We start from the raw sequence: 12,757 nt of genomic DNA on the forward strand, positions 1-12,757 counted from the left end.
CTCGATGACGACGGTCTGATGTTCCCCCATGGGACAACCTCCGGCCAGTCCACATCAAGGGCCAATGAACAGCCGGTGGATCGTTTTGGACCGCGGCCGTTCCTACTGCGGGCGGTCGGCCAGCGCGGTCGGCGGCTCGTCGTCCATCTCGAACGCCAGCGGGAACGGGGCATGACCGGCCAGCCGGAACCAGCGGACCTTCCGGTGCCGCCGCAGCGCCCGGGCCGCGCGAACCGCGTCGTTGTGGAACCTGCGCGCCATCGGCACCCGGCGCACGGCCTGTGCCAGCTCCTCGGCCGCCTCCTCGCCTCCGGGCACTGCGCGCAGCGCCTCGACCTGCGCCCTCTCCCCGAAAATGGCCCGCAACGCGGCACTGAGCTCGCTCTCGGCGACCTCGCGATGCTCCTCCTCCGCCTGGCGGGCGGCATGCGCGGCCTCGTAGAGCACGATGGACGCGGCCGGATCGAGCACGCCGGAGGTGGCGAGCTCCTGGGCCACCGAGGCGCGGCGCAGCAGTTGTGCGTCGAGAGCGGCGCGGGCGGCGTCGATCCGCGCGTGCAGCCGGTCGAGACGGCCTGCGGTCCAGCTCAGGTACATGCCGATGGCGACGAGGCCGACAACGATCCAGATCACGGTGCTCACGGGCGGCAAGGCTACCGGGCGGGGGCCCTTGGGCGGTCGGCGGACCGGGCTACGCCTCCGGACGTGGCCGGGTCCGTGCCGGTGGTGCGCTCGGGGGGTGCGTCTCCCCTGCGGGACCCGTCCGGCTGCATGGCGCGGGCCGCGTATCCGTGGTAACCCCGGGCTCGTCCCCAGTCGGGGTGCGTGGCGCCCTCGGGGGCGCGCTTCTCGGGCCCAAGCCGGTCCGTGTGTGTGGCGTTGGGCCGCTCCGAGGCGTGGTGCGATCGTGCGACGAGCATGTGTCCCACGGGGGAAGCGATTCCTGACGGAGCGAACGACGACCGTCCCGCGGCCGCCCACCCATGTGAGGGGGACGGGGCCGCAGGAGAGGGTGCCCCGACGCAAAGCGGCGCAACTCGGGCGTAACGCGGTGAGGACAGGCGCCACCAGGAACGCGCGCCACGCGGCGCCCCGCGCCCCGGCAAGGTCAGTCGCGGGCCAGGCCGAAGCGTGCGCGGAAGCCCGAGCGTTCGTCCGCCGCCACCGACGTCGCGCCGTCCGTCACCGTCTCGTAGACCGCCAGGATGTCCGCGCCCACGGTCGACCAGTCGAACCGCCGCACATGCGCGCTGCCCCGCGCCCGCAGCTCCGTCCGCCTCTGCGGGTCACGGAGCAACCGCACCGCCGCCGACGCCAGTGCATGCGCGTCCTCGTTGGCGAACAGCTCCCCCGCCGCCCCTTGGTCCAGCACCTGCGCAAACGCGTCGAGATCCGACGCCAGCACCGGCGCCCCCGCCGACATCGCCTCGACGAGGATGATGCCGAAGCTCTCGCCGCCCGTGTTGGGCGCGACGTACACATCGACGCTGCGCAGCAGCCGCGCCTTGTCCTCGTCGCTGACCATCCCGAGGAACTCGACGCGCGAGCGCATCTCCTTCGGCAGCGTGGCGACGGCCTCCTCCTCGTCGCCGCGCCCCGCCACCAGCAGTCTGGTGTCCGGGCACTCGGCGAGGATCGCCGGGAGCGCCTTCATCAGCACCGGCAGGCCCTTGCGGGGCTCGTCGATGCGACCGATGAAGCCGATGGTGTTGCCCTGCCATTCGTCCTTGGGCTCGGCCTTTTCGAAGAAGCCGACGTCGACACCGTTCGGGATGACGACGGCGTCGCCCCCGAGGTGCTCGACGAGCGTGCGCCTGGCGTACTCGCTGACCGCGATCCGGGCGCTGATCTTCTCGAGCGCGGGCTGCAGGATCGGGTACGCCGCGATCATGGCGCGGGAGCGCGGGTTGGAGGTGTGGAAGGTCGCGACGATGGGCCCCTGCGCCGCCCAGCAGCTGAGCAGGCCGAGTGACGGTGAGGCAGGTTCATGGATGTGGATGACGTCGAAGGTGCCGTCGTGCAGCCAGCGCCGTACCCGGGCGGCCGACAGGAAGCCGAAGTTGAGGCGCGCGACGGAGCCGTTGTACGGGACGGGCACGGCCCGCCCCGCTGAGACCACGTACGGCGGCAGCGGCGTCTCGTCGTCGGCCGGTGCGAGGACGGAGACATCGTGGCCGAGCCGGATCAGATGGTCGGCGAGGTCACGGATATGGAACTGCACGCCGCCCGGCACGTCCCAGGAGTACGGGCAGACGATGCCGATCTTCACGTGCGGCGCTCCTCGAGATCTGCGAGCCACAGACGCTGCAGCATGTGCCAGTCCTCCGGGTGGTCGGCGATTCCGGTGGCGAAGACATCGGCCAGCGCCTGTGTCATGGAGGACGCCTTCTCGGCCCGGGTACCTGTCGCTGGTACCTCGACCGGCGGGTGGATGCGGCCCTTCATCACGGGCGATTCGTCGTACCAGAGAGTCACGGGGAGCAGCAGGGCGCCGGTCTGCTGGGCGAGCAGAGCGGGCCCGGCGGGCATCCGGGCGGTGTCGCCGAAGAACTTCACCTCGACGCCGGAGGCGGACAGATCGCGGTCGGCGACCAGGCAGACGAGGCCGCCGTCCCGCAGCCTCCTGGACAGCGTGCCGAAGGCGGCGCCGCCGGTGTGCGGCAGGACCTCCATGCCGAGGCTCTCGCGGTAGGCGACGAACCGGTCGTACAGGGTCTCCGGCTTGAGCCGCTCCGCGACCGTGGTGAAGGGCAGCCCGAGAGCACGGGTGGCCCAGACCCCGGCGAGGTCCCAGTTGGCGAGGTGCGGCAGTGCGAGCACGACTCCCTTGCCGGCCGCGAGGCCTTCGGTCAGCTGGTGGATGTCCTTGATCTCGAGACTGCGCTGCGCGCGCTCCCGGCTCCAGGTCGGCAGCCGGAACGACTCCATCCAGTACCGCATGTACGAGCGCATACCGGCCCGGGAGAGCTCGGCGAGCCTCTCGGGTCCGGCGTCGGGCACCACGCGCGCGAGGTTGGCCTCCAGGCGCAGCACACCCTTGCCGCGCCGCTTCCACGCGATGTCGGCGATGGTGCGGCCGAGCGCCGCGGCGGCCGGCTCGGGGAGCTTCTTGACCGTGCTCCAGCCCAGTCCGTACAGCGCGGCGGTCAACCGATCCCGGGCAGTGCTCATGCTTCACTCCCCTGCGAGGTCCCGGGCGAGGCCGCCGTCCCGTCCGCCTCTGCCGCTTCCCGCCGCACGGTCACCACCCGCTGCCCCAGCGTCACCAGGCTGCCGACGGCGACGATCCACAGCGCGATCGGCAGCAGCACGTCGATACCGGGCACGCCGAAGCCGTGCAGTCCCGCCAGACCCGCGGCGACCAGTGAGATCACCAGCCGCTCGGCCCGCTCGACGAGGCCGTTGACGGCCACGGGCAGGCCGATCGCCTCTCCGCGTGCCTTGGTGTACGACACCACCTGTCCGCTCGCCAGACAGAAGATGGCGACCGCACACAGGACATTGTCGTCGCCTTTGCCCGCGTACCAGAGAGCGAATCCGCCGAAGATCGCCCCGTCGGCGACCCGGTCCAGCGTCGAGTCCAGAAATGCGCCCCAGCGGCTGGAGATCCCCGCCTGCCGCGCCATGTTGCCGTCGACGAGATCGGAGAACACGAACAGCGTGATGACGATCGTGCCCCAGAAGAACTCGCCCCGGGGAAAGAAGACCAGCGCTCCCGCCACCACTCCGGCCGTGCCGACGAGGGTGACCGCATCCGGGCTCACCCCGCGACGGAGCAAAAACGCGGCGAGCGGTGTGAGGACACGCGTGAAGAATGCACGCGCGTACTTGTTCAGCATGGCCTTCCCGAGGGCTCGGTGGGCCGAGTGGCCCCTACGGCCACCGGCTGGCCCATCGTAGCCACGACCGCAGCAGCCCATTGCCGGGTACCCGGCCTCCTTGGCTCGCGTACGACGTATGGACGCACCATGACGGGAGTGGAAAGCTCGAAAGACCACCGCGGGCATCGCCGGAGCTGCCCCGGACGACGTTCGGGGTCCGTTCATCGGGGCTCCCGGCGCCCGCGGCTTCCTCTCCTCACCGTGCAATCGATCGGGAGGCATGAATCATGGGCGACAAGGCGAACACACACCCCGGGGCCGCCGGCAGGGCAGTAACGGCCGACCACCCCGCATCCGTACGGAATGTGGTGCTGGTCGGCCACAGCGGTTCAGGCAAGACGACACTGGTCGAGGCGCTGGCACTGGCCGCGGGAGCGGTCAACCGGGCAGGCCGGGTCGAGGACGGTGCGACGGTCTCCGACTACGACGAGATCGAGCACCGTCAGCAACGTTCCGTACAGCTCTCGCTCGTCCCCCTCGAATGGGGCGGATGCAAGATAAACCTGTTGGACACTCCCGGATACGCCGACTTCGTCGGCGAGCTCAGGGCCGGTCTGCGCGCGGCGGACGCGGCCCTTTTCGTCGTCTCGGCGGCCCAGGAGGCCGAAGCGGTGGCGGGCGCCACCCGCATGGTGTGGGAGGAGTGCGCCGCGGTGGGCATGCCGCGCGCCATCGTCGTCACGCATCTGGACACCGCGCGCACCGGCTTCGACGACCTCACGCGCGTCTGCGGCCAGATCTTCGGCGCCGACGACCCCGATGCCGTACTGCCCCTGTACCTGCCACAGTACGGCCCCCAGCACCCCGACGGGCACGCCCCCGTCACCGGACTGGTCGGCCTGCTCTCCCAGAAGATCTTCGACTACACCACGGGCGAGCGTAAGGAGAACCCGCCCGACCCGGAGCAGAGCGACCTGATCGAAGAGGCGCGCAACCGCCTGATCGAGGGGATCATCGCGGAAAGCGAGGACGAGACCCTCATGGACCGCTATCTCGGCGGCGAGGACATCGACATCAAGACCCTCATCGACGATCTCGAGAAGGCCGTCACCCGCGGCACCTTCCACCCGGTCCTGGCCGCCGCACCCGCGACCGACGGCGGAAAGCAGGGCCTGGGCACCATCGAGCTCCTGGACCTGATCACCGGCGGCTTCCCCACCCCGCTGGAGCCCACCGCGCCCACCGTCACCACCCCCGAAGGCGCACCCCGCCCGCAGATCAGCTGCGACCCCGCAGGCCCCCTGGTCGCCGAGGTCGTCAAGACCGCATCCGACCCCTACGTCGGCCGGATCTCGCTCGTACGGGTCTTCTCCGGCACCCTGCGCCCCGACGAGACCGTCCATGTCTCCGGACACGGCCTCGCCGACCGCGGCCACGAGGACCACGACGTCGACGAGCGCGTCGGGGCCCTGTCGGCGCCTTTCGGCAAACAGCAGCGCCCGCTCGGCCAGGTGATCGCCGGCGATCTCGCCTGTGTCGCCAAACTGTCCCGCGCCGAGACCGGGGACACCCTGTCCGCCAAGGACGATCCCCTGCTCATGGAGCCCTGGACCATGCCCGACCCGCTGCTGCCCCTGGCCATCCAGGCACACAGCAAGGCCGACGAGGACAAGCTCTCCCAAGGGCTGTCCCGGCTGGTCGCCGAAGACCCCACCATGCGCCTCGAGCAGAACCAGGCCACCCACCAGGTCGTGCTGTGGTGCCTGGGCGAGGCACACGCCGACGTGGCCCTGGAGCGGCTCCGCAACCGCTACGGGGTCCAGGTCGACGTCGTGCCGCACAAGGTGTCCCTGCGCGAGACCTTCGGCGCGAAGTCCGCCGGACGCGGCCGCCATGTGAAACAGTCCGGCGGCCACGGCCAGTACGCGATCTGCGAGATCGACGTGGATCCGCTGCCGCCCGGCTCCGGCATCGAGTTCGTCGACAAGGTCGTCGGCGGCGCGGTGCCCCGGCAGTTCATCCCGTCCGTCGAGAAGGGCGTACGCGCCCAGGCGGCACGCGGCGTCGCGGCCGGGTATCCGCTCGTCGACGTCCGCATCACCCTGCGCGACGGCAAGGCCCACTCGGTGGACTCCTCCGATGCCGCCTTCCAGACGGCCGGGGCGCTCGCCCTGCGGGAAGCCGCGGCCGAGGTGCCCATCCATCTGCTGGAGCCGGTCGCCGAAGTGCAGGTACTCGTCTCGGACGAGTACGTGGGCCCGGTGATGAGCGATCTGTCCGGGCGGCGCGGCCGCGTCGTCGGCACCGAACAGGCCGGCGGCTCCCGCACCCTGGTACGGGCCGAGGTACCGGAGCTCGAGATCGGACGGTACGCGGTGGACCTGCGCTCCATCTCCCACGGCACCGGACAGTTCAGCCGCTCCTACGCACGCCACGAGGCAATGCCCCATCAGGTCGCCGACCGGATGCGCGACCAGGCTGCCAACACCTCCTGAACAGGCCGCCAGCAGCACCCGGTTGACCGCACCGCCCACCTGCCCCCGCCCACCGCCCCGTGGGCGGGCGGCATTTCGGCGTCACCTGCCGCCACGGGCGCGCCCCCGATACGCTTCTGTTGCGCAGCTCAGCAGGTGTGCGGGGCATGGTAGTTGGGAACAGGCCGCAGTGCGTACGCACGTGGCGATGGGGGCGGCAGTGACAAACGGATTCGATTTCACCCCAGGGGCCCAGGTCCCGCTCATGGGGTCGGCGGGCCAGACCGCGGCGACGCATGCGCTCGCCTCGGCGGCCTACCGCGACGGCCCGGTCGACGACATCCTCAAGGCCAACAACGAATGGCACGTCTCCGAAGTGAAGAAGGGCAGATTCTCGCTCTTCGAACCCAATCTGGGCGAAGCGGTCTCGCGGGCCGTACAGGTGCGGCTGCTCGGCGGCGCCCGCAACGCCCTCATCCAGTCGTTCGGCACCGAGCCCCAGGCCGTCGTCGAGCACTGTCTGGCCGCCACCCGTATCCGCAAGGAGCGGGACACCAAGCTCACCGCGGTCATGGCGCTGTGCGGCCTGCTCTTCCTGCCCGGGCTGCTGCTCTGGCTGGCGGTCTTCCAGCTGCGCCGGACCATAGCCGGAGCACAGAACAGGAGCGCCGGAGCAATCGGCACCCTGCTGCTCGTCGGCATCGGCGGGCTCGCCGTGATCATCCTGATCCGGCTCCCGTTCGACGGCCTCTGGGGGTACTACATCCGCGGCATGGTCGTCGCGCCGGTGGTCGGCTGGCTGCTCGCCAAGCGGATCTGCGAGACCACCGCCAAGGACCTGCGGGCCCGCTGGGACAGCCTGCTCGCCGGCGGCGGCATCGGCGCCAAGGTCCCTGAAGCCGTACCGGGCAACCCCAACGATGCCGCACGCGAGCAGCTGCGCCAGGGCCTGGAGAGGCTCACCGCCGAGCAGCACTCCAACGTCGTCTTCTACGCCGGCCCCAAGGGGATACTCGGCATGGGCACCCGCTGGGGCAGCTGGCAGCTCGCCGAGGAGCTGGTCTCCAAGGACCGCAGCAAGGAGATCAACCAGTTCCGCAGCTGGGACGTGATACGCGCCATCCACGACAAGCTCAAGCTGCTGGAGCGCGGCCCCCTGCACTCGGGTGGCTTCCCCGCCCCCTCGGTCAAGCACTGGATCGTCGCGCCGGTGGGCGAGAAGGCCGCGGCCGTGACCCGGCCGGAGGGCCAGGAGGTGGACGCATTCCAGATCAGGGGCCACGAGATACAGCGGATCTGCAACGAGCAGCAGTTCGGCAGCGGCAACCGCCACTACCTCGGCGTCCAGTTCACCCTCTGGGACGGTCAGCTGGTGATCACCATGATGATCACCGTCACGGTTCTCCACGAGACCCTGCGCATCGAAGTGACCGGGCACGCGCTCGGCCCGGTGCACGCGCTGTTCACCACCCCGCCCGAGCCCAAGACCGTCACCGTCAACAAGACGATCAGGTTCTGGGAGACCGTCGACCGGGTGCTGCCCCTGGTGGAGACCAACGAGGTGGTGCGGCTCGCCGTACGCGCGCCGTTCACCTGGTACCCGCCGCTGCTCGACCACCTCGGCGGCAAGCTGGTGCTCCCCGAGCCCTTCGGCCTGCGCCACGCCTGGGCCGAGAAGCCCTGGCGGCACCGGTTCATGGCCGACGACGCGATGCGCGCCGCCACACCCGTCCTGCGCGTGGCACACACGGCGGCGATGAAGGTGCTCGCGGACAACGGCGTCGACACCGAGAAGTTCGACAACCGCTCCATGGTCGTCAGCAGCTTCGTCCAGGACCCGTCCCCGCGCAACGCCGACCTGTACGACGCCTGAGACCTGTCCGGGCCCTTGTGGGCGTGGCCCTCAAGCGGGCCACGCCTCCGCCAGCATCTTGCGGGTGTCGGCGAGCAGCTGCGGCAGTACCTTGGTGTTGCCGATGATCGGCATGAAATTGGTGTCGCCGCCCCAGCGGGGCACGACGTGCTGATGCAGATGGGCGGCGATACCGGCGCCCGCTGCCGTGCCTTGGTTCAAGCCCACGTTGAACCCGTGGGCCCCGGAGGCGGTACGCAGCGCGATCATCGCGCGCTTGGTGAAGTCGGCGAGCTCGACGGTCTCCGCGTCGGTCAGGTCGGTGTAGTCGGCGACGTGCCGGAACGGGACGATCATGGCATGGCCGCCGTTGTACGGGTACAGGTTGAGCACCGCGTAGACCGATTCGCCACGAGCGATGATCAGACCGTCCTCGTCGGACTTCGACGGGATGGAGCAGAACGGACAGCCGTCGTCGGAGCCCGGCCCGGTGGGCTTGTTCTCACCCTGGATGTAGGCCATCCGGTGAGGCGTCCACAGGCGCTGGAACGCGTCAGGCGTCCCGACTCCGATCTGCTGCTCCGGCTCAGTCGTCATGCGGGCCAGCATATTCGCTGGCGGTGACCGGATGCGGCGAGGGGCGGCCCCGGCCGGGACCGCCCCTCGCACGACATCAGACCTGAACCCGGCGCTCCACCACGTCGGCGAGCTTCGCCAGCGCCTGGTCACGGGGAATCCCGTTCTCCTGCGAACCGTCGCGGTAGCGGAACGACACCGTGCCCGCGTTCATGTCGTCGTCACCGACGATGATCATGAAAGGAACCTTGTTGCGCTGCTGGTTCCTGATCTTCTTCTGCATCCGGTCCGAGGAGGAGTCCACCTCCACGCGCAGACCCTTCTTCTTCGCCGCCGCGGCGAACTCCTGCAGATACTCGACGTGCGCGTCACCGATCGGGATGCCGACCGCCTGCACCGGCGCCAGCCACGGCGGCATCGCGCCCGCGTAGTGCTCGAGCAGCACCGCGAAGAAGCGCTCGATGGAGCCGAACAGCGCACGGTGGATCATGACCGGGCGCTGCTTGGTGCCGTCCGGGCCGGTGTACTCGAGGTCGAAACGCTCCGGCAGGTTGAAGTCGAGCTGCACGGTCGACATCTGCCAGGTACGTCCGATGGCGTCGCGCGCCTGCACCGAGATCTTCGGGCCGTAGAACGCCGCGCCGCCCGGGTCCGGGGTCAGCGGGAGGCCCTGCTTCTCGGCCACCTGGCGCAGGACCTCGGTGGCCTCTTCCCAGACCTCGTCCGAGCCGACGAACTTCTCCGGGTCCTTGGTGGAGAGCTCCAGGTAGAAGTCGTTCAGACCGTAGTCGCGCAGCAGGTTCAGGACGAAGGTGAGCGTCTTGTCGAGCTCCTCCGCCATCTGCTCCTTGGTGCAGTAGATGTGCGCGTCGTCCTGGGTGAAGCCGCGGGCCCGGGTCAGGCCGTGCACGACGCCCGACTTCTCGTAGCGGTACACGGTCCCGAACTCGAAGAGACGCAGCGGCAGTTCACGGTACGAACGGCCACGCGCATCGAAGATCAGGTTGTGCATCGGGCAGTTCATGGGCTTGAGGTAGTAGTCCGCGCCCTCGTCGAGCTGCATGGGGGGGTACATGCCCTCGGCGTACCAGTCCAGGTGGCCCGAGATCTCGAAGAGCTTCCCCTTGGTGGCATGCGGGCTGTAGACGAACTCGTAGCCCTCCTCCTCGTGCCGCTTGCGCGAGTAGTCCTCCATGACCCGGCGGATGATGCCGCCCTTGGGGTGGAAGACGGCAAGGCCGGAGCCGATCGCGTCCGGGATGGAGAAGAGGTCCAGCTCGGTGCCGAGGCGTCGGTGGTCGCGCTTCTCGGCCTCGGCCAGGAAGTCCAGGTGCGCCTTCAGCTCCTCCTTGGACGGCCACGCGGTGCCGTAGATGCGCTGCAGCATCGGGTTCTTCTCGCTGCCGCGCCAGTACGCCGCGGCGTTGCGCATCAGCTTGAACGCCGGGACGTTGCGGGTGGTGGGCAGGTGGGGACCGCGGCAGAGGTCCTTCCAGCACAGCTCGCCGGTCTTGGCGTCCAGGTTGTCGTAGATGGTCAGCTCGCCGGCGCCGACCTCGACGTCCGCACCGTCGTCGTGGGATGCGGAGCCCTTGATGCCGATCAGCTCGAGCTTGTACGGCTCGTCCGCCAGCTCCTCGCGGGCCGCCTCGTCGGTCACGACGCGACGCGAGAAGCGCTGGCCGCGCTTCTGGATCTCCTGCATCTTCTTCTCGATGGCCTTGAGGTCATCGGGGGTGAACGGCTTCTCCACGTCGAAGTCGTAGTAGAAGCCGTCGCGGACCGGCGGGCCGATGCCGAGTTTGGCCTCGGGGAACAGCTCCTGCACGGCCTGGGCCATGACGTGCGCGGTGGAGTGGCGCAGGATGTCGAGGCCGTCCTCGGAGGAGATCTCGACGGGCTCGACCTCCTCGCCGTCCTTGATCTCGTACGCGAGGTCCTTCAGCTCGCCGGCGACGCGGGCGGCGATGATGGTGCGCTCGCCCGCGAAGAGCTCCGCCGCCGTAGTGCCCGTGGTCACCACGCGCTCTTCCCGCTCGGAATCGCGTTGGATGATCACACGGACGTCTGACACCGGTCTCTCCTGACTGAAGGGGTACGCCGCACTCGTATTGCGTACGCGCTACGAATCGTACCGAGCCGGGGAGGCCACTCGCGAAACGGTTTGCCGCGCGAGCTGCCTACTCCTCCCCAGGGCCGCAGGTGTCCTCGAAGAAGTCCGGACTCTCGTGCAGCGACTTCATCAGCCGGTCCCGCTCGGCGTCGTCCACCGGCACGGGCACCACGTCGGAGGCGTCGGTCAGCCGCCGGAAGCCGCCGCGACTCTCGAGGCGTCCCACCACCCGGATGGGCAGGCCCACCAGATGGGCATGCCCGGCCGTGCGGTACGCGTCCTCGTCCAGTGCCACCCGGACGTGGGGCACCTCCGCGCCGCCCAGTACCCGCAGCCGTACCGTCCCGGCCCCGCGCGGCCCCGAGCGCCGCATCCGCACCACGGTACCGGTGATCCGCACGGGTACGGACGGCTCGTCCTGGAGATAGCGGGCGCCCGCCTCACGCAGGGCCGGCAGGTCTCCCGGGGAGAACTCCACCGGTTCCATCCGGGCCGCGCACCCCTGCGGCACACCGGCTGCAGGCGACCACTCCAGCACGATGCTCGCTCCTTCGGAGCCGCGGACCAGTGCGATGAGGGCCTCGGTGAGCTCCCTGCTGACCCCTGCCCGGACAGCCGCGTCGAAGGCCTCCATACCGCCGGCCGCCCGCTGGAAGTCGATGGCTTCGCGGGCGGCCTGCAGCGCGTGGCCGAGACGGACCGCGACCGCACGTCCCGACCGGACGGGGACGAAGGCGGTCAGTGCGCGACCGCCGGGAGCGGGGCCGACCAGGACGCCTTCCAGCGAGGCCTGGGCGGCTCGGCGGTGGCGTGCGCCGTAGTATCCGGCGCGGCCGCGCACCGCGAGCGCGCCGGCCAGCAGCATCTGCCGGGCGGCGGAGCGCAGTTGTTCCTGCACCGTCCAGGAGGCGGCTCCGGACGGCCCATGGGGCACATCGCGCCACCAGCGGATCTCGTCGCTGGGTACGGTCAGTCCGACCAGCACCTCGCGCGCCGAGGGAGCAGCGCTGCGGGCGAGCGCGGTGAGGGCCTCACCGATCAGGTCCTCGCTGTCGGGGAACGCCTTGCTCTCGGGCACCAGCAGACTGGTACCGCCCCCGGCGGGCGGGGGCGGGGTCCAGCGGGTGTAGCGCCCGGCAGCGCCGCCGCGGCGGCGCCAGCCGTGCCGGTCGAGGAGTGCTCCGAGGACGACGGGGTCGACCTGTGCGGGGTCCGGTTCTCCGCCCTCGTACCAGGGGCTGTGGTGCTCGGTTGCCGGGTGAGGGCGCATGGGTTCGTCGAATGGCCGGTGCATCAGGGTCTTCCTCCCGCCCCGACGCGCGTCATGATCTCGCAGAGCGCCCGGTCGTCGAAGATCCGTGCGGTGGGTATCCGCACGGTGGTCCTGCGGCGGCCGGTCACGGGGTGCCCGGCCAGGTTGGTCCAGTAGCAGCAGTGGCGTAGATCGAGCCGGTCGTGGCTGGCGCGCAGCCACTCGCTCTGTGTGCGGGGGACGAGCATCACGACGAGGATCTTGTGCACGGAGACGGGAGTGCGGGCGAGTTTCACCAGGTGGTCGTTGTCGAGGGTGAAGGAGAACGCCGGCCCTGGGGGGTGCGGGGGGAGCTGGTAGGTGCATTTGAGCTGCACCTTGATGGTGACTTCGTCGTCGACGGTGTGTCCGGCGGAGCTGTGGCTGACGTGCCAGTCGATGCCGTTGTCGGGAAAGGGCTGGGAGAGCGAGCATCCGGCCGCGGCGGCGACCGCGTGCAGATAGCCCACCTGGAGGGTCTCCATACAGGCGGTGGTGGCGAGAGCGCCGCGCAGCGGAACGGTCCGCTGGGGCAGCAGCCCTCCCGATTCGGGCTGCGCGAGCGCCATGGCTCCGTGTGCCTTCCGGGCTGTGCCGATCGATGTCCCCACACGACGGAGCCGTCATGCC

10 protein-coding genes are annotated in these 12,757 nt (G+C 70.2%); 2 read left to right on the forward strand and 8 right to left on the reverse strand.

Annotated features, from left to right (window positions below; genetic code table 11):
* Nucleotides 1–102 precede the first annotated feature (102 nt).
* The 4 genes from ACFYWI_RS18580 to pgsA all read right to left on the reverse strand — a co-directional run bounded on the left by ACFYWI_RS18580 (nt 103) and on the right by pgsA (nt 3,839).
* A complete protein-coding gene (locus ACFYWI_RS18580) occupies nt 103–597 on the reverse strand; it encodes a hypothetical protein (protein ID WP_389233460.1) in 495 nt (164 codons plus the stop codon).
* Nucleotides 598–1,108: 511 nt separating this feature from the next.
* Nucleotides 1,109–2,269, reverse strand: a complete 1,161-nt coding sequence (locus ACFYWI_RS18585; protein WP_389233027.1) for a glycosyltransferase family 4 protein — start codon at nt 2,267–2,269, stop codon at nt 1,109–1,111.
* On the reverse strand, nt 2,266–3,171 hold the full coding sequence (locus tag ACFYWI_RS18590; protein ID WP_389233030.1) for a phosphatidylinositol mannoside acyltransferase: 906 nt from the start codon (nt 3,169–3,171) through the stop codon (nt 2,266–2,268). Before ACFYWI_RS18590 ends, ACFYWI_RS18585 begins: the two co-directional genes overlap by 4 nt.
* Nucleotides 3,168–3,839 (reverse strand): phosphatidylinositol phosphate synthase, encoded by a 672-nt coding sequence (pgsA, locus tag ACFYWI_RS18595; RefSeq protein ID WP_389233033.1) that lies wholly within the window; start codon nt 3,837–3,839, stop codon nt 3,168–3,170. The genes ACFYWI_RS18590 and pgsA overlap by 4 nt, the downstream gene beginning before the upstream one ends.
* Before the next feature lie 269 nt (nt 3,840–4,108).
* Here pgsA and ACFYWI_RS18600 point away from each other — a divergent pair, with 269 nt between their 5' ends.
* Nucleotides 4,109–6,316: an elongation factor G-like protein EF-G2 gene (locus tag ACFYWI_RS18600; protein ID WP_389233036.1), complete on the forward strand. Its 2,208-nt coding sequence runs from the start codon at nt 4,109–4,111 to the stop codon at nt 6,314–6,316.
* A 187-nt stretch (nt 6,317–6,503) separates the two neighbouring features.
* Entirely contained in the window at nt 6,504–8,168 is a 1,665-nt protein-coding gene (locus ACFYWI_RS18605) for a hypothetical protein (RefSeq protein WP_389233039.1), read from the forward strand.
* 30 nt (nt 8,169–8,198) lie between these two features.
* Here the strand turns inward: ACFYWI_RS18605 and ACFYWI_RS18610 are convergent, their stop codons facing one another.
* From ACFYWI_RS18610 to ACFYWI_RS18625, 4 genes are all read right to left on the reverse strand, one after another.
* Nucleotides 8,199–8,756, reverse strand: a complete 558-nt coding sequence (locus ACFYWI_RS18610) for an HIT family protein (protein WP_389233042.1) — start codon at nt 8,754–8,756, stop codon at nt 8,199–8,201.
* A 64-nt stretch (nt 8,757–8,820) separates the two neighbouring features.
* Nucleotides 8,821–10,797, reverse strand: a complete 1,977-nt coding sequence (thrS, locus tag ACFYWI_RS18615) for a threonine--tRNA ligase (RefSeq protein WP_389233045.1) — start codon at nt 10,795–10,797, stop codon at nt 8,821–8,823.
* 106 nt (nt 10,798–10,903) lie between these two features.
* The gene (locus ACFYWI_RS18620; protein WP_389233048.1) at nt 10,904–12,130 is read right to left on the reverse strand and encodes a hypothetical protein; all 1,227 of its coding nucleotides are present in this window, start codon (nt 12,128–12,130) and stop codon (nt 10,904–10,906) included.
* Nucleotides 12,130–12,696: a DUF4365 domain-containing protein gene (locus ACFYWI_RS18625; RefSeq protein WP_389233051.1), complete on the reverse strand. Its 567-nt coding sequence runs from the start codon at nt 12,694–12,696 to the stop codon at nt 12,130–12,132. The genes ACFYWI_RS18620 and ACFYWI_RS18625 overlap by 1 nt, the downstream gene beginning before the upstream one ends.
* Nucleotides 12,697–12,757: the final 61 nt, after the last annotated feature.

The organism is Streptomyces sp. NPDC002889 (assembly GCF_042888425.1).
Taxonomy (GTDB): Bacteria; Actinomycetota; Actinomycetes; order Streptomycetales; family Streptomycetaceae; genus Streptomyces.